The sequence below is a fragment of the Achromobacter sp. PD1 genome (genome assembly GCF_048541815.1).
GTDB classification, from domain to species: Bacteria; Pseudomonadota; Gammaproteobacteria; order Burkholderiales; family Burkholderiaceae_B; genus Achromobacter; species Achromobacter bronchisepticus_A.
Genome location: NZ_CP183349.1, coordinates 2,286,652 through 2,303,650 on the forward strand (window position 1 = coordinate 2,286,652; position 16,999 = coordinate 2,303,650).

At 67.2% G+C, this 16,999-nt stretch carries 13 protein-coding genes; 5 read left to right on the forward strand and 8 right to left on the reverse strand.

What is annotated here, in order from left to right:
* Entirely contained in the window at positions 1-729 is a 729-nt protein-coding gene (locus tag ACM1PE_RS10840; protein WP_059379653.1) for an IclR family transcriptional regulator, read from the reverse strand.
* 200 nt (positions 730-929) lie between these two features.
* Here ACM1PE_RS10840 and ACM1PE_RS10845 point away from each other — a divergent pair, with 200 nt between their 5' ends.
* The 4 genes from ACM1PE_RS10845 (at position 930) to ACM1PE_RS10860 (ending at position 5,137) form a co-directional block, all read left to right on the forward strand.
* Positions 930-1,865: a hydroxymethylglutaryl-CoA lyase gene (locus ACM1PE_RS10845; protein WP_118931919.1), complete on the forward strand. Its 936-nt coding sequence runs from the start codon at positions 930-932 to the stop codon at positions 1,863-1,865.
* Positions 1,866-1,946: 81 nt separating this feature from the next.
* Positions 1,947-3,134, forward strand: a complete 1,188-nt coding sequence (locus tag ACM1PE_RS10850; RefSeq protein WP_059379655.1) for a CaiB/BaiF CoA transferase family protein — start codon at positions 1,947-1,949, stop codon at positions 3,132-3,134.
* A gap of 2 nt (positions 3,135-3,136) precedes the next feature.
* Positions 3,137-4,123: a Bug family tripartite tricarboxylate transporter substrate binding protein gene (locus tag ACM1PE_RS10855; protein WP_059379656.1), complete on the forward strand. Its 987-nt coding sequence runs from the start codon at positions 3,137-3,139 to the stop codon at positions 4,121-4,123.
* A 33-nt stretch (positions 4,124-4,156) separates the two neighbouring features.
* Entirely contained in the window at positions 4,157-5,137 is a 981-nt protein-coding gene (locus ACM1PE_RS10860; RefSeq protein ID WP_165867792.1) for a Bug family tripartite tricarboxylate transporter substrate binding protein, read from the forward strand.
* Positions 5,138-5,158: 21 nt separating this feature from the next.
* Here the strand turns inward: ACM1PE_RS10860 and ACM1PE_RS10865 are convergent, their stop codons facing one another.
* From ACM1PE_RS10865 to ACM1PE_RS10890, 6 genes are all read right to left on the reverse strand, one after another.
* Entirely contained in the window at positions 5,159-8,248 is a 3,090-nt protein-coding gene (locus ACM1PE_RS10865) for an efflux RND transporter permease subunit (RefSeq protein WP_419343257.1), read from the reverse strand.
* Positions 8,245-11,325, reverse strand: a complete 3,081-nt coding sequence (locus ACM1PE_RS10870) for a multidrug efflux RND transporter permease subunit (protein ID WP_419343258.1) — start codon at positions 11,323-11,325, stop codon at positions 8,245-8,247. The genes ACM1PE_RS10865 and ACM1PE_RS10870 overlap by 4 nt, the downstream gene beginning before the upstream one ends.
* A complete protein-coding gene (locus ACM1PE_RS10875; protein WP_419343259.1) occupies positions 11,322-12,491 on the reverse strand; it encodes an efflux RND transporter periplasmic adaptor subunit in 1,170 nt (389 codons plus the stop codon). The genes ACM1PE_RS10870 and ACM1PE_RS10875 overlap by 4 nt, the downstream gene beginning before the upstream one ends.
* Positions 12,492-12,595: 104 nt before the next feature.
* Complete coding sequence (locus ACM1PE_RS10880; protein WP_419343260.1) at positions 12,596-13,273, reverse strand: N-acetylmuramoyl-L-alanine amidase; 678 nt, start codon at positions 13,271-13,273, stop codon at positions 12,596-12,598.
* Positions 13,274-13,495: 222 nt separating this feature from the next.
* On the reverse strand, positions 13,496-14,269 hold the full coding sequence (locus ACM1PE_RS10885) for a hypothetical protein (RefSeq protein ID WP_419343261.1): 774 nt from the start codon (positions 14,267-14,269) through the stop codon (positions 13,496-13,498).
* Positions 14,270-14,283: 14 nt separating this feature from the next.
* Complete coding sequence (locus ACM1PE_RS10890; protein ID WP_059379661.1) at positions 14,284-14,847, reverse strand: hypothetical protein; 564 nt, start codon at positions 14,845-14,847, stop codon at positions 14,284-14,286.
* Positions 14,848-15,216: 369 nt separating this feature from the next.
* Here ACM1PE_RS10890 and ACM1PE_RS10895 point away from each other — a divergent pair, with 369 nt between their 5' ends.
* Entirely contained in the window at positions 15,217-16,065 is an 849-nt protein-coding gene (locus ACM1PE_RS10895; RefSeq protein WP_059379662.1) for a DUF4189 domain-containing protein, read from the forward strand.
* 9 nt (positions 16,066-16,074) lie between these two features.
* Here ACM1PE_RS10895 and ACM1PE_RS10900 read toward each other — a convergent pair whose 3' ends face one another.
* Entirely contained in the window at positions 16,075-16,818 is a 744-nt protein-coding gene (locus ACM1PE_RS10900; protein WP_419343263.1) for a hemerythrin domain-containing protein, read from the reverse strand.
* Positions 16,819-16,999: the final 181 nt, after the last annotated feature.

The window sequence follows — 16,999 nt, forward strand, 5'->3', positions numbered from 1 at the left end:
CTAGCCCACTTTTCCGGTCAGGCGCCGCGCCGCCTCCTGCACCGCTGCCAGATGGGCGGCAACATAACGATGGACGGGGGCGGTCAGCGTCACCGCCGCTGCGATCTCGCCATTGAGCAGAAAGACTGGGGCGGAAATGCCCGCCACTTCCGCCAGGCGGTCGCCCATGGCCGCGAAATAGCCGTCGGCGCGGATGCGCGCATGCAGTTCCTGATCCGGTCCCGGCGCCCGCCCCAACACGGGGTCGTAGGCCGTCAGGACGCGCCCGCCGCTGCCGCGGTCCAGCGGCAGCAAATCGCCCGCACGGATGTGGTCGCGCACCGGATGCGGCGAATCCACGCGGTAAAGGCACAGGCGCGCATCGCCCTGGCGCACGTGATAGGCCGCGCTTTCGCCGGTCGCGGCGACCAGGTCGCGCAACACCGGCATGACCACCTCTTCCAACGAAAACGAGGCGGCGTAGAGACCGTGGAGACGGGCGATTTCTCCACCCAGGGCATAGCGGCCGTCGTCCAGGCGCTGGATCCATCCGGCATGCTCCAGCGACGCCAGCAGTCGCAGGACCGTGCTCTTGTACAGGCGCGTACGCTCGGCCAGTTCTCCCAGTGACAGGGCCTTGTCACCCGGCGCGTAAACCGACATCAGGCTGAGCGCGCGGTCCACCGCGGCCACGCCGCCCTGGGCGGCATCGCTATCGGCCAGGGATTCCGTGGCGGCTTTACGGGGCATGCGCGGCTCCGCAGGGTTGATTCCAGGGCTGGGCCATATTCCATCCTTTAGAACGAGTGACGGCATTGTAGGCGCTGCCTGGCGCGCGGCTCGTGGTTTTCCCGGGCGAGCCGGCGCTTGACAGTTGCGGCGGGTGAATTCCATAATTCTATCTAAAGAAACAACGTTCTATAAGATAGAATTTTCGGAGACATCAAGCCATGGCCCATCCCAGCGACCGGAACCCCGACGTCTTGATCAGCGAAGTGGGCCCGCGCGATGGCTTGCAGTCGGTCAAGGCGACCATGCCCACCGCCGACAAGCTGCGCTGGATCGATGCGCTGGTCGCGGCCGGCGTGCGTGAAATCGAAGTGGCTTCCTTCGTGCCGGCGCGCCTGCTGCCGCAGATGGCGGACGCTGCCGAGGTGGTGCGGCATGCGGCGCGCCATCCGGCGCTTACCGTCATGGCGCTGGTGCCCAACCTGCGTGGCGCAGAGGCGGCGCTGAAGGCAGGCGTCCACAAGCTGACGATGCCGGTCTCCGCCAGCCGCGAGCATTCGCTGGCCAATGTGCGCAAGACGCCAGAAGAAATGGTGGAGGAGGTTCGGGCGATCGCGAGGCTGCGCGACGAGCTGGCTCCCGCGGTCAAGCTGGAGGCCGGCATTTCAACGGCCTTCGGCTGCACCTTGCAAGGCGCGGTGCCCGAAGACGAGGTCATCCGCCTGGCGGCGCTGTGCGTGGCCGCGGGCGCTGACGAATCGGGGCTGTCGGACACCGTGGGCTATGCCAATCCCGCGCAAGTGCGCCGGCTGTTCCGCCGCCTGCGCGCAGAAATCGGCGATAAGGCGGGCGCCGCCCACATGCACAACACGCGCGGCCTGGGCCTGGCCAACTGCCTGGCTGCCTGGGAGGAAGGCGTGCGCACCTTCGACAGTTCGCTGGGCGGCCTGGGCGGCTGCCCCTATGCGCCGGGCGCGTCCGGCAACGTCGTGACCGAAGACCTGGTCTTCATGTTCGAGGCCATGGGCGTGCGCACCGGCATCGATCTGGAAGGCATCGTTGCCGCGCGCGCGCCGCTTGCCGCCGGACTTCCGGGAGAGCCCCTCTACGGCATGACGCCGGACGCGGGATTGCCCAAGGGATTCGGCCAGGCTTGAGCGCCGGGGATCCCGACATCAGAAACATGCGGCCGCGCCGGTCCTGCGGCAGCCGCCCACACTTGCAGAAGATCCACGCACATGTCCAGTCCGCGCCTTCCTTACGAGCACATCCGCGTCGTCGAATTCACCCACATGGTCATGGGCCCCACCTGCGGCATGCTGTTGGCCGACCTGGGCGCCGAGGTCATCAAGGTTGAACCGGTGGGCGGCGACAGCACGCGCCGCTTGCTGGGGTCGGGGGCGGGCTTCTTCCCGATGTTCAACCGCAACAAGAAGAGCATCGCCCTGGACCTGAAGCAGCCCGAGGGCATAGAGGCCGCGTTGCGCCTGATCGACTCGGCCGACATCGTGAGCGAGAACTTCAAGGCCGGCGTCATGCAGAAGCTGGGCCTGGACTACGCCACCCTCAAGCAACGCAATCCCCGCCTCATCTATGTCAGCCACAAGGGCTTCCTGCCCGGACCCTACGAACACCGCACCGCGCTGGATGAAGTCGTGCAGATGATGGGCGGCCTGGCCTACATGACCGGGCGTCCTGGCGATCCCCTGCGCGCGGGCGCCAGCGTCAACGACATCATGGGCGGCATGTTCGGCGCCATTGGCGCCATGGCGGCCCTCGCGCAGCGCGAGCAGACGGGAGAGGGCACCGAAGTGCAGGCCTCGCTGTTCGAGAACAACGTCTTCCTGGTCGGCCAGCACATGATGCAGTACGCCGTCACCGGGCGCGCGGCCGCGCCCATGCCCAGCCGCATCTCGGCCTGGGCCATCTACGACGTGTTTACCGTCAAGGACGGCGAACAGATCTTCCTGGCCGTGGTCAGCGACAAGCAATGGGGCATCTTCTGCCGCGCCTTCGGCCTGGCGGAGCTGCTGGCCGATCCGCGCCTGGCCAGCAACAACGACCGCGTGCAGGCGCGCGACTGGCTGATGCCGCAGCTGCGTTCGCACCTGGCGGACCGCAGCGCGGCCGAGTTGGCGGCGGTATTCGAGCGCGAAGGTTTGCCCTTCGCGCCGATCACGCGGCCTGAGCAACTGTTCGACGATCCGCATCTGGCGGCTACCGGCGGCCTCGCGCCCATCACCCTGGAGGACGGGCGCGAGTCCCTGGCGCCGCTGGCGCCCTTCACGCTGGGCGGCGCCCAGCCCGGAATACGCCTGCAGCCGCCTGCGGTGGGCGAACACACCGACGCGCTGCTGCGCGGCGTCGGCTATCGCGACGACGAAATCGCGGCCTTGAAAGCAAGGCAAATCACACAAGGAGACTAACCATGATCACGCTATCCCGCCGCGCTTTCCTGGGCGCCGCGATGTGCGCCGCGGCCTTGCCGCTGCGCGCCCAGACTGCGGCCGCCTACCCGAACGGGCGGCCGGTGCGCCTCATCGTTCCCTATACGCCGGGCGGAGGCACGGACTCCGTGGCGCGCGCCATCGCGGCCAAGGTCACTGCCATGGCAGGCTGGTCGGTGGTGGTGGAAAACCGTCCCGGCGCGGGCGGCAACATCGGCATGGACTTCGTCGCCAAGGCCAAGCCGGATGGCTACATGCTGGGCCTGGGCCAGACCGCCAACCTGGCCATCAATCCCGCCCTGATGCCGCAGATTCCCTTCGACGCGGAAAAAGACTTCGCGGCGGTCTCCCTGATCGCGTCGCTGCCGGTGGTGCTGGTGGTCAAGGCCAACGCGCGCTGGCAGACCTTGGCCGACCTGATCAAGGATGCGCGGGCCGAGCCTGGCTCCATCAAGCAGGCCCTGGCGGGTTCCGGCACGGTAGGCCATCTGGCGGGCGAACTGCTCGCCTATCAGGGCAAGTTCCAGGTGCTGAACGTGCCATATCGCGGCGCGGCGCCGGCGCTCAACGATTTGCTGGGCGGCAGTACGGACTACATGTTCGCCACGCCGCAGGCCGCCCAGGAAATGCTCAAGGGCAAGGTGTTGCGGTCCTTGGCCGTCAGCTCGCGCGCGCGGCTGGCGATCCTGCCCGATGTGCCCACCGTGGCCGAGTCCGGCTACGAGGGATTCGAGGCGCTGGACTGGAAGGCCCTGGTGGCGCCGGCGGGCACGCCGCCCGAGGTCGTGCGGGCCGTCAATGCGGTGGTGGAAAAGGTGCTGGCGGATCCGGCCACCGTGGCCATGTTCACCGCCGAGGGCAGCACGGCCATGGGCGGATCTCCAGAGGTGGCGCAGCGCTACATCCAGGAAGAACAGAAGAAGTGGGCGCGCCTGATACGCGAAGCCGGCATCCAGACGGCCGCCTGACGCGCGCCGCAGAACATACCAGGAGACAAATCCGTGAAGCATCTTTTAGGAATCGCCGCGCTTGCCTGCGCTGCCGTGGCGCAGCCCGCCCTGGGCAATACCGGGGCGCAGTGGCCCGAACGTTCCATCCGGCTGGTCGTACCGTTTCCCGCAGGCGGTCCGACCGATATCGCCGCGCGCGTGGTCGGCAAGGCGCTCTCCGACCGCTTGGGCACGCCTTTCGTCATCGAGAACAAGGCTGGCGCGCATGGCTTCATCGGCGCCGGCGATGTCGCCCGCAGCAAGCCGGACGGATACACGCTGATGATGGCCAGCATCGGCACCATGGCGATCAATCCGGGGCTCTATCCCGACATACCCTACGATGCGAACAAGGACTTTACGCCCCTGGCGCTGGTCCTTACGGTGCCCATCGCAGTCGTGATCAACCCGCAACAGATGCCGGTGCAGACCGTGGGCGAACTGGTGGACTACCTGAAAGCCCACCCTGATCGCGTGAACTACGGTTCGGCAGGGAATGGCGGTTCTTCCCACCTGGTGCCGGAGTACTTCAAGTACAAGACCGGCACCTCCATGACCCACATCCCCTACAAGGGCTCAAGCCCGGCCGTGACCGATCTGGTGGCGGGGCAGGTCCAGGTCATGTTCGATACGTTGTTGACCAGCACGCCTTTCGTGAAGGCCGGCAAACTGCGCATGCTGGCTGTCACGACGGCGCAGCGGCTGCCGGACTATCCGCAGGTGCCGACCATGGCCGAGGCCTTGGGCGCGCCGGATTTCGAAGCCTCGTCCTGGTTCGCGATGTATGCGCCGGCAGGCACGCCGCAGGCGGTGCAGCAAAAGTTGTCCCTGGCCATCAACCAGGCCCTGGGCGACGCAGCAGTGAAGCAGCGTCTGGCTGAACTGGGCGCGATTCCGGCGGGCGGCACGCCGGGTGAACTGGCGGATTTCCAGCGGGCTGAGCAGCGCAAATGGGCGCAGGTCATCAAGGCGGCGGGAATACTCCCGGACTGACCCTGCAGGCTGGCCCGTGCTTCAGACCTCGGGGCCAGGCCGCAGCCGGCCAGCCTTCCATTTCAACCGCAGCCGTTCCAGCGCCAGATACACGATGGGCGTGGTGTACAGCGTCAAGAACTGGCTGATGAGCAGGCCGCCGACGATGGCGATGCCCAGCGGCCGGCGCAGCTCCGAGCCTTCGCCCATGCCCAGCACCAGGGGCAGGGCGCCCAACAGCCCCGCCAGGTTGGTCATGACGATGGGCCGCAGCCGCAGCATGGCGGCGCGGTGGATGGCCTGCTCGGGCGTCAGCCCTTCGCGCCGTTCCAGGCTGAGGGCGAAGTCGATCATCAGGATGGCGTTCTTCATGACGATGCCCACCAGCAGGAACAGCCCCAGCAACGCGATCAGCGTGAATTCGATGCCGGCCAGGCGCAGCGCCAGCAGCGCGCCCACGCCGGCGGACGGCAAGGTCGACAGGATGGTGAGCGGATGCAGGGGGCTTTCGTACAGGATGCCCAGCACCAGGTAGATCGCCACCAGCACCGCCAGGATCAGCCAGGGCTGGTCCTGCAGGCTTTGCTGGAAGTTGCGCGCGTCGCCGCCCAGGCGGGTCTGGATGGATGAGGGCACCATCAGCTCGGCCATGGTTCTGTCGATGGCGGCCAGGGCCTGTTGTAGCGACACGCCTTCGGCCAACGAAAAGCCCACCCCCACGGCGGCGAACAGGCCGTCATGGAACACGCGGTCGTTCACCAGCCCGTAGTCATAGGTGGCGAAGGCCGTCAGCGGCACGCGGGTGCCGTCCGCCGCGACCACTTGCACCTGTTCCAGCACCTCGGGGTCCTCGGTGTAGCGCGGGTCCAGTTCCAGCACCACGCGGTACTGGTTCATGGCGTCGTAGAGCGTCGCGACCTGACGCTGGCTGAAGGAGTTGCTGAGCACGCTGCTGATGGTGCCCATGTCCACGCCCAGGCGTTGCGCGGCGGCGCGGTCTATGTCGATCACGACCTGCTGGGTGGCGCCGTCGCCTTCCGCATCGACGTCGCGCAGCTCGGGGATCTCCTGCATGGCCTTGGAGATCTTGCGCGACCATTGCCGCAGCGCCGGCACGTCGCTGGCCATGATGGCCAGTTCATGGTCGCCGGAGTTGCCAAAGCCGCCGGGCATGCGCAGGTCCTGGTCCACGTTCAGGAAGAACATGCCGCCCGGCACGGCCGGGGCGTTGGTGCGCAGCCAGTTGATGACCTCGGTCGACGATTCCTTGCGTTCGGCGGCGGGCTTCAGGCGGATCAGGAACAGGGAGTTGCTGATGCCCAGGCTGCCGCCGTTGTAGCCGATGACGTCCTGCACCGCCGGATGCTTCAGCACCAGTTGGCGGTATTGGTCGATCTTGGGTTGCATGACCTGGAACGAGAAGCCATCGTCGCCGCGCACGAAGCCCACCAGTTGGCCGGTATCCTGCACCGGCAGGAAGCCTTTGGGCGCCTGCACGTACAGGTAGACGTTCAGCCCCACCACGGCGGCCAGCAGCAACAGCGTCAGGCGGGCATGGCCCAGCACCCGCCACAGGGTGCTGCCGTACCAGGCATGGAGGCGCTCGAAGATCGCGCGCATGCGCGATGGACGCGCGTTCGCCGTGGGCGTGGCCGGGCCGGCGGGCTTGAGCCAGCGGGCGCACAGGCTGGGGATGATGGCCACCGAGACCACCAGCGAAATGACGGTGGCGGCGACCAGGGTGATGGAGAACTCGCGAAACAGCCGCTCGACCAGGCCGCCCATGAACAGGATGGACACGAAGACCACGCTCAGCGCCACGGTCATGGCCACCAGCGTGAAGCCCACTTCGCGTACGCCTCGCAGCGCGGCCTTGCGCGGCGAGAGGCCGCGCTCGATATGGCGCGAGATGTTCTCCAGCACCACGATGGCGTCGTCGACCACCAGGCCGGCCGCGACGATCAGCGCCATCAGCGACAGGTTGTTCAGCGAAAAGCCCCACAGGTACATGACGGCGAAGGTGGCGATCAGGCACACCGGAATCGCCACGCTGGGAATGGCCGCCGCCCGCGCATTGCCCAGGAACGCCCACACCACCAGGATCACCAGCGCGGTGGCCAGCCCCAGCGTGATGTGCGCTTCGCGCAAGGTGGCGTTGATACCCGGCGAGCGGTCCAGCGCCACGGTCAGGTCCACGTCGGCCGGCATCAGCGCGCGCAGGCCGGGCAGGGCCTGGTTGATGGCGCCTATGGTTTCGATGATGTTCGAACCCGGCTGGCGGCTGATGGTCAGGACCACCGCCGGGTTGCGGTTGTGAAAGCCGCTGCTGTAGCGGTTTTCCACCGAGTCGCTCACGCGCGCGATCTGCGACAGCCGGATCACCGCGCCGTCCTGGTGGCGCACGATCAGGCTTTCGTAGTCGCGCGCGGCGCGGGGCTGCTCGGGCGTGCCGACTTCCCAGCGCTGGCTGGCGGAATCCAGCTGGCCTTGCGGGCGCATGGGCGCGGCGTCGGCGATGGCCTGGCGCACTTCGTCCAGCGCCACGCCGTAGTGGGCCAAGGCGTTGGAATTGACTTGCACGCGCACCGCGGGCAGGGAGCTGCCGCCCATGGTCACTTCGCCCACGCCGTTGATCTGCGAGATCTTCTGCGCCAGCACGGTCGAACCCAGGTCGTAGAGTTCGCCCGCGGGGCGCGTGGGCGAACTGAGCGCCAGCGCCATGATGGGGGCCTGGGACGGGTTGACCTTGCGATAGCTGGGATTGCCCGGCATGCCGGCGGGCTGCTCGGCGCGGGCCGCGTTGATGGCTGCCTGCACGTCGCGCGCGGCCTCGTTGATGTCGCGGTCCAGGTCGAACTGCAGTTGCACACGGGTCGCGCCCTGGTTGCTGGACGAAGTCATGGCGCTGACGCCGGCGATGCTGCCCAATGCACGCTCCAGCGGCGCGGCCACCGTGCTGGCCATGCTTTCGGGACTGGCGCCCGGCAGCTCGGCGCGCACCTCGATGGTGGGAAAGTCGACCTGGGGCAGCGGCGCCACGGGCAGCAGCCGCCATGCGACCGCGCCCAGCAAAGTCAGCGCGATCGCCAGGAAGATGCAGGCGGTCGGGCGGTGCAGCAAGGCGCGGATCATGGCGCCGGGCCTTCCATCCCGGGTTTGGCGGCCGCGGCGCCGCGGCGCTGGCCCAGGCGATGGAAGAACAGGTACACGGCAGGCGTGGTGAACAGGGTCAGCACCTGGCTGACCAGCAGCCCGCCCACCATGACCCAGCCCAGCGGCTGGCGCAGTTCCGCGCCCGAGCCCGTGGCCAGCATCAGCGGCAGCGCGCCGAACAGCGCGGCCAGCGTGGTCATCAGAATCGGACGCAGGCGCAGCAGCGCGGCTTCGCGGATGGCGGCCTGCGGCGTCAGGCCGCGAGAGCGTTCGGCCTCCAGCGCAAAGTCCACCATCATGATGCCGTTCTTCTTCACCAGCCCGATCAACAGGATGATGCCGATGACGGCGATCAGGTCCAGCGGACGCCCGGTGAGCAGCAGCGCCAGCAAGGCGCCCACCGCGGCCGAGGGCAGGGTGGACAGGATGGTCACCGGATGGATGGCGCTTTCATACAGCATGCCCAGCACCAAGTACATGGTGACCACGGCGGCCAGCATCAGCCACAGCGTGTTCGACAGCGAGGCCTGGAAGGCCGCCGCCGCGCCCTGCAAGCGCAGCTCCACGCTGACCGGCATGCCGATCTCCTGCCGCGCCGACTCGATGGCCGCGATGGCCGCGCCCAGCGAGCCGCCCGCGGGCAGGTTGAAGGACAGGTTGACCGCGGGGAATTGCGACAGGTGGTTCACGGCCAGCGGCGCCGCGCGCTCGCTGACGGTGGCCAGCGCCGACAGCGGAATCGCCTGCCCGTCTTCGGATTGCAGATGGATGCGTTCCAGCGCGTCCGGGTTGAGCGCCAGCTTGCGGTCCACTTCCAGCACCACCCGGTACTGGTTGGACTGCGTGAACAGGGTGGCCACCTGGCGCTGGCCGAAGGCGTTGTAGAGGGTCTGCGCCACGTCGTCCATCGTCACCCCCAGGCGGGCCGCGGCGTCGCGCGAGACCTGCAGGTAAGCCTGGCGGCCGTCGCCTTGCAGGTCGGTGGAAACGTCGGCCAGCTTGGGCGCCTGCGCCAGGCGTTCAGCCAGCGCGCGGGTCCAGCGCGCCAGCAGCGCGCTGTCCGGCGAGGTCAGCGTGAACTGGTACTGGCCGCGGCTCACGCGGTCCTCGATATTGAGTTCCTGCACCGGCTGCAGGTAGAGCGAAATGCCCTGGACCTCGCGGGCGCGGCCATCCAGCCGCGCCATGATGTCCGCCAGCGGCGCGCTGCGCTCTGACCAGGGCTTCAGGTTGATCAGCAGCCGGCCGGTGTTCAAGGTGGCGTTCATGCCGTCGATGCCGATGAAGGACGACAGGCTGGCGACGTCCGGGTCTGCCAGCAAGGCCTCGGCCACCGCTTGCTGGCGCTGCGACATGGCATCGAACGAGATGCTCTGGGACGATTGCGTCACCCCTTGCAGCGTGCCGCCGTCCTGGGTCGGGAAGAAGCCCTTGGGCACGGCCAGGTACAGCAGTCCGGTCAGCGCCACCGTCGCCAGCATTACCGTCAGCGTCAGCCGTTGATGGCGCAAGGTCAGGTCCAGCCAGCCGGCGTAGCGCGCCTGGATGCGGTCCAGCAGCCCGGGGCGCGTCGCTTCGTGCGCAGGCAGAAGGCGCGCGCACATCATGGGCGTCAGGGTCAGCGACACCGCCAGCGATATCAGGATGGCGACGGCCAGCGTCACCGCGAACTCGCGGAACAGCCGGCCCACCACGTCCTCCATGAACAGCAGCGGGATCAATACCGCGATCAGCGACAGCGTCAGGGACACCAGCGTGAAGCCGATCTGTCCGGCGCCCTTGAGCGCGGCCGACATGGGGCTGTGGCCTTGCTCGCGATAGCGCGCAATGTTCTCCAGCATCACGATGGCATCGTCCACCACGAAGCCCGCGCCGATGGTCAACGCCATCAGCGTCAGGTTGTTGGTGGAGAAGCCCGCCAGGTGCATGAAGCCGAAGGTGCCGATCAGGGACAGCGGCACGGCCAGGCTGGGGATCAGCGTGGCGGGCAGGTTGCGCAGGAACAGGAACGTCACCAGCACCACCAGGCCCACGGCGAAGGCCAGCTCCCATTGCACGCCGCGCACCGATGCGCGGATGCTCTCGGTGCGGTCGGTCAGCACGCGGACCTGCGCGGCGGCGGGCAAGCTGGCCGTCAGTTGCGGCAGCAGCGCCTTGACCTGGTCGGCCACGGCGATGACGTTGGCGCCCGGCTGGCGCTGGATGTTGACCAGCACGGCGGGCTGCTTGTCGACCCAGGCGGCCAGATAGCGGTCTTCGGCGCCGTTCTCTACCGTCGCGACCTGACCCAGCCGCACCGGCGCGCCGTTGCGCCAGGCGACGATCAGTTCGCGGTACTCCTCGGCGCTTTGCAACTGGTCGTTGACGTCCATGATGACCGAACGCACCGGCCCGTCGAAGCTGCCCTTGGGCTGGTTCGAATTGGCCTTGCCGATGGCTTCCTGCACATCGGCCAGCTGCAGGCCGCGCGCGGCCAGCGCCATGGGATTGACCTGCACCCGCACCGCCGGCCGTTGGCCGCCCGCCAGGCTGACCATGCCCACGCCGGACAACTGCGACAGGCGTTGCGTCATGCGGGTGTCGACCAGGTCGTAGACCTGCGGCAGCGGCAGGGAATCGGACGTGACCGCCAGTGTCAGCATAGGCACGTCGGCGGGATTGACCTTGCGGTACACGGGCGGCGTCGGCAGGTCGTTGGGCAGCAGCGCGCCGCTGGCGCTGATGGCCGCCTGGACTTCCTGCTCGGCCACCCCCAGCGATACGTCCAGCGAGAATTGCAGCGTGATCACCGAGATGCCGCTGCCGCTGGTGGACGACATCTGTTTCAGACCCGGGATCTGCCCGAAGCGCCGCTCCAGCGGCGCGGTGACGGTGCGGGCCGTCACGTTCGGACTGGCGCCGGGATACTGCGTGGTCACCTGGATGATGGGGTAGTCCACCTGCGGCAGCGCCGCCACGGGCAGCATGCGCCACGCCAGGATGCCCGACAGCAGCAGGGCGATCATCAGGAAGGACGTGGCGACGGGGCGCAGGATGAAGGGGCGCGACAGGCTCATGATCTCGGCGGTTCGACAATCTGTACGTCACGGCCGTCGTGCAGGCGGTCGACGCCTTCGACCACGACGCGTTCGCCTGCAGCCAGGCCGGCCTGCACCACGATGCGGCCGGCGTTGGCGGGGCCCAGCTCCAGCACGCGGCGGGTGGCGCGCGTGTCCTCGCCGATCACGAACACGAAGGCGCCTTCGGCGCCGTACTGCACCGCGGCCGTGGGTATGGAAATGACGTTGTCCTGCTGCACCACCGCCAGCCGGATGTTGACGAACTGATTCGGGAACAGCGATTCGTCGGCATTGGCAAAGCGCGCACGCAGGCGGACGGTGCCGCTGGCGGCCTGGATGCGGTTGTCCAGCGCCTCCAAAGTGCCTTCGGCCAGCAGGCGGCGGTCGTCCGCGTCCCAGGCCTGGACCCGCAGCGCGGCGTCGCGCGCCTGGGCCTGGCGCAAGATGTCCAGGCGCGTTTCGGAAATGCTGAAGAGCGCCGAGATCGGCCGGGTCTGCACCAGGGTGGTCAGGCCGTCGGCGTCGGCGGCGCGCACGTGGTTGCCGGCGTCGATGCGGCGCAGCCCGATACGGCCGTCATGGGGCGCGACGATGCGCGTGTGGTCCAGCAGGCGCCGGGCATCGGCCACCTGGGCCTGGTTGCGCAGCCGCAGGGCCGCATAGGCGCGCACCTGGGCTTCGGCGGTATCCAGCTGCTGGCCCGACACCGCTTCCTGGCGCGCCAGCTTGCGGTAGCGCTGCAGATCGGCCTCGGCGTTCTCCAGCAGCGCCTGGGTGCGCGCCAGTTCGCCTTCGGCCGCGGCCAGCGCCGCAAGGTAGGGGCGCGCATCGATCTCGGCCAGCAGCTGGCCGCGCGCGACGGCCTGGCCTTCGGTGAAATGCAGCTTCAGCAGTTCCCCATCGACCTGGCTGCGCAGGGTGACCTGCGCCAGCGGCGTTATGGTGCCAAGCGCATGCAGGTCGCGCTGCAGCGGACCGGCGCTGGCGGCTGCAACCGCGACGGCTACCGGAATCTGCCCATATTCGGGCGGGCGCGCGGCGGGGGACCCCTTGGATCCGGCATACCAGAACGCCAAAGCGATCAAGGCCGCCAAGGCCAGCGCGGCGGTCAGGATCAGGCATTTGCGTGGGAAATCAGGGCCCGTGGAAGGGGGCAGGGACATCGGGACTGCCAGGCTAGGGGGTTGCGGACAGTCCGGATTCTATATGAATAATAACTATTCGCGTCTTTGCGTCAGTGAAATGTCAGCTTCGCGCGGATTCGCGATCACGGTCCGCAGCAGTTCCCCGCGTAATCGGCCCGCGGCGCGCCGGCATAGGCGGCAAACACCAGCGGATTCCGTTGTGCCACCGCAGTATGGGACAGCACCAGATTCTCCAGTTTGGACCAGGGAAAATTGGTTCCGGGGTCCGACCGGCGATTCGGGTCCAGCTTGGCATGCGAAATGACATGCTTCAGGTTCGGATACTTGCTCCAGGCATAGGTAATGATCTGTGCCGTCGCTTCAACTTGCCAATCCGAATAGGGGTCCTTGTAATTCTGGACATCCTGGGTGTTGACGATCTCGATTCCCAGGCTGCGGTTATTGACGTTCGGACCCTGGCCCAGATGCGGCGCGTAGTTGACGTCCCCGACATGGAATGCCGCCTTGGCTTCAGCGACCACGGACCAGACGAAGTGGCCGTGCTGGGGCTCGTCTTCATCCGGGACGATCCAGTGGGCGCTTGCCTTTCTATCCTTCCATGTGTCAATCGCGTGCTGGGTGGCATAACCCGCCGTGGCGTGAATCACGATCGTATCGATCACCGCGAAGACGTCGGCGCCGCGCGACCGTGCGCGATTCGCGGTCAGCCAACCGAAGTCGGGGTGTACCTCCTCGTTCAGCGGGCTGAACGAAGGGCGCTTGTCCACTGGAAGGATGAAATGAAAACTCTTGGGGTCCATGGCGACATCTCCTGATTCCTCGTGCTCATAAGTACTTGGGGGAGGGCGCCTGCGGCAACATGATCGACAACACGGTGGCCCGGGAACCGCTGCCAGCGACTTTTGCAGTTCTGGCGTGGCGGGGCAATACTCCAAATCGAGTATCCGCGATCGTCGGATTTGGACTAGGGCATGGCAGCAAGAGACGCGCCTGACGCCTCATTGGACGGCCTGCGCCCGGGTTCAAGGACGGCTGGAGGGCGTCCGCGCAGCCGGTTCGCAGGAATCGCGATAGGCAACCGCATACATCGCCGCCACCACAAACACGAGCGGGATGCAGAGCAGGGCGCTTATCGCAGCCCGCGCCAACCCAACATCCGGGTAGCCGTACGCGAGCATGCCCAGGATGTAGCCAGCGTGGCCGGCCGCCGCGATCAACATGAGCAACGCCAGCATCAGCGGCCAGGGCTTGTACGGCATGGCGGTGCGCGCGGCTTGGAAACCGTACTTGCCGGTTACCGCAACGCGCGGCAGGCTCAGGCCGTACATCGCCAGCGCGTACAGCGTTGGCACCCAGATCAGCGCCAGCGCGGCGCACAAGGCGCTCCAGAACACAGCGTCATTCGATCCGGCCAGCACCATGTAGATCACATAGGGCAGGTCTCCGGTGGCTCGAGCCATCGCAGTGGCTGTGATGACGAGCGCGCCAAGCAACGCCAGGTGGCGGGCCTGCGCCGCGTTGCCGCGGTGGGCGCCGACGCCCGTCAGGTCGCCCGGCTTGACGACGCGATGCCAGGCGCAGGTCATGCGCGCCAACGCGATCAGGTTGATCAGCGCCAGCGCCATGAACAGCCCATTCCCGTACGGAAACAGGTTGCTGATCAGCAAGGCGAAAGGCAGCGACAGGATGAACAGCGCCAGGGACCAGGGCGCCGCGGCCAGCATGGCCCGGCCCCGCTGGCGTATGGCGTCAGCCGTCGCGGCGACGAAATGGCGGGCTCCGAGTTTGTTCGACAAGATGGGGCGCCGCCTTAATTGCTGCGGTAGTTGTTGGCTTCGCGTTCGCCGGCCCACTTGCGCAGCGCGGCGATGAATTCAGGGCATACGTTGCCGTCCACCTGGCTGTCGATAATGACGCTGTTCTGCATGCGCATCACCACGGTGCATTCGTAAACCCTGGTGCGGTTGTTGTAATAGCCATGGTTGGTGTTCTGGAACACGGGGGTCGCGGCGCTGGTCGAGGTAGCCGGAATCATGCCCACGACCTGCTGCGAGGTACCGGTCGAGACCCATTCGGTATAGGGGGCGGTCTGGTAGTCGGACCAGATGAGCTCCATCGTGTTGCCCACGCCGCGCTTCTTCGACGGTTCGCCCAGCGCCGTGATGGCGTCGGAGACCGGACGGCCCTTCATGTTCTTGGCCACGTTCACGCTGGGCGAGAGCGATAGCCCGGACGAGAAGATATTGGTCAGCGACGGCAGCGTGGAACTGCCGCCCGTGGGCATCGGCGCGCAGCCGGCCAAGGCGGCCAGGGCCAAGGCCGCCGGCAGGGCGCGGCCCAGCAACCAGGTCGAACGGAGTCGCGATTTATTCATGCTGGGCCCTAGCTCCCTCAAAGATCCGGCGTGCCGCAACATAATTCAGCAACCGCAAGATTTTGTCTTGTTTTGGTTTCGTTTCGTGACGAGTCGTATCGCGACGCCGAAGCGTCCGCAGGGCGGCGGATACCCGCAAGCGGCCGCTCGGCGCTGCGCCATGAGGGCAGAATGTTAACGAAAAAATAGTGGCGCATCAGCTTTCAGCCGTCGCAAAATTGGTTACGTAATGCCTGGAAACGTGGAAAAGCAGGGCATGGAAGACAAACTGTAACGTGTTACGATCCGCGCGTTCTGCGCCCCGGGGCGCCCTGGCGATGACAGATCGCAGGGGTGCGCGGCGCCACAACCACTGGATATTGCACACCCATGATGCTCGCGCGATTGCTCGTTCAGTTCCGTTCCACCGTGGCCGCATTGGCCGGCGCAGGCGCGCTGGCGCTGGGCCTGGCCGCTGCGCCCGCGGCGCATGCCGACACGCTGTACGGCGCCGTGGCCACCGACGAAGCGCACGCCAAGCTGTATTGGGTCATGCCCGAAACTTCCACCAAGGAAGCGCAGGACGCCGCGCTGGCCAAGTGCAACAAGGCCGGCGGCAAGGGCTGCAAGAGCGTGACCTCATTCTCCGACAGCTGCGTGGCGTTCTCGCGCAATTCGCGCGACGACCTGTTCTGGGGTGCCAGCGTGTCTTCCGAGGTCGCCGCGAAGAAGGCTATCCGCACCTGCACCAACGACAGCGCCGACGGCAAGTGCAAGCTTGCCGTCATGCCCCTGTGCGTTGGCCCCGGCTACAGCGAAGCCGACCTGAAGGCGCCCGACAGCGCCACGCCAGCCCAGCTCGAAGCCCTGTCGGCCAAGCTGGATTCGCGCGGCTACTGGGGCTCCGTGGCCGAGAAGGACTCGGGCCAGCTGACCTATGCCGACGGCTACCCGAGCGAGAAGGAAGCGGTCGACGCCTTGCTCAAGTGGGAAGACTGCGTGGGCTGCCGCACGGTGCTCACCTATACCGACACCTGCGTCGGCATGGCCTGGGGCAAGGGCAGCAAGGGCCGCGGCACCAGCTTTACCGCGAAGAATCCAGATCCGGTGGCCGCGCGCAACGAGGCGCGCGCCACCTGCGACGCCAAGAGCGGCGGCCTGACCTGCGTGGCCTTCGTGCGCTGCTCGGGGCGCGCCTATATCAGCGGTTACAAGGGCGAGGACGAAAAGGCGAATTGATCGCGGCTCTCAGGCCACGATCCGCACAGCGGTGTCGGATGGTGTCAGCGCACGGGTCAGCTTGACCCAATCCGCGCGAGTCAGATGCGGCCGCACCGCGTCGAGCACGGCGGCGTAGACAGGCGCGGGCGCGGCAGCCCGTACGCCTGCCAGCAGTTCGGCGCGCTCGGCGGGCGTCATGGCCGGAACCATCCAGCGCATGATGCAAAGGTTCTCGGCCGGCGGCAGCGATGCCACGATGGCGCCTTCCAGCGCGCGCAGCTCATCGTCGCTGTAGCAAGACCACAATACCTGGTTGTGCTGCGTTTCCTCCACGTGCATATGGGCGAAGTTCTCGCCGACGAACAGCGCCAGTTGCCGGTACAGCAGCAGCGCGGCTTCTGCTTGCGTTGCGCCACAGCCGGCTGCAAGCAGGGCGGAGGCCGCGGCGCGCAAGCGGGCAATTGCCGCAAGGTGTTCGACATGCTCCGCGGCGATGCGCCCGCTGGATCCGGGGCGGCGCGCTTCCATCGCCGCATGCAAAAAATCGTTTTCATGTCCCAGGTGGCTGGCGCAGATGTCGGCCAGCGCCTGCACGCGTTCGCATGCCGCGCGCGTTTCGGCGGGGTCGGCCGTGTCGACGCGGCCCACGGCCAGCAGCGTGTCAAGCATCATGGCGCGCAAGGCCTTGTGGATGCCGACATAGATGTCCATGCGCGGGGGCATGCCGGCGCTGGACGTAGGGAAATACTGGGCTTCGGTATTGCAGTTCATGGTGCTGGCCTTGAAAAGAGGACGGGCGAGGCGGTTGCCGGTTGCCCGGAAATGGCCGGATTCGGTCCGGAAACCGGGCAAGGAAAGTGTAGGAACGCCGCGCTGCGCGCGTTGCTAAGAGTTTGTTAAGCAAGCGCTAAAAAAACGCTAATTGCCATGCCATCCGGGCAGGGGCCTTGGG

Coding starts and splice junctions, on each gene's coding strand:
- ACM1PE_RS10855 (WP_059379656.1), top strand. CDS start 3,137: ATGATCACGCTATCCCGCCGCGCTTTCCTGGGCGCCGCGATGTGCGCC.
- ACM1PE_RS10845 (WP_118931919.1), top strand. CDS start 930: ATGGCCCATCCCAGCGACCGGAACCCCGACGTCTTGATCAGCGAAGTG.
- ACM1PE_RS10900 (WP_419343263.1), bottom strand. CDS start 16,818: ATGAACTGCAATACCGAAGCCCAGTATTTCCCTACGTCCAGCGCCGGC.
- ACM1PE_RS10850 (WP_059379655.1), top strand. CDS start 1,947: ATGTCCAGTCCGCGCCTTCCTTACGAGCACATCCGCGTCGTCGAATTC.
- ACM1PE_RS10890 (WP_059379661.1), bottom strand. CDS start 14,847: ATGAATAAATCGCGACTCCGTTCGACCTGGTTGCTGGGCCGCGCCCTG.
- ACM1PE_RS10865 (WP_419343257.1), bottom strand. CDS start 8,248: ATGATCCGCGCCTTGCTGCACCGCCCGACCGCCTGCATCTTCCTGGCG.
- ACM1PE_RS10840 (WP_059379653.1), bottom strand. CDS start 729: ATGCCCCGTAAAGCCGCCACGGAATCCCTGGCCGATAGCGATGCCGCC.
- ACM1PE_RS10870 (WP_419343258.1), bottom strand. CDS start 11,325: ATGAGCCTGTCGCGCCCCTTCATCCTGCGCCCCGTCGCCACGTCCTTC.
- ACM1PE_RS10875 (WP_419343259.1), bottom strand. CDS start 12,491: ATGTCCCTGCCCCCTTCCACGGGCCCTGATTTCCCACGCAAATGCCTG.
- ACM1PE_RS10880 (WP_419343260.1), bottom strand. CDS start 13,273: ATGGACCCCAAGAGTTTTCATTTCATCCTTCCAGTGGACAAGCGCCCT.
- ACM1PE_RS10895 (WP_059379662.1), top strand. CDS start 15,217: ATGATGCTCGCGCGATTGCTCGTTCAGTTCCGTTCCACCGTGGCCGCA.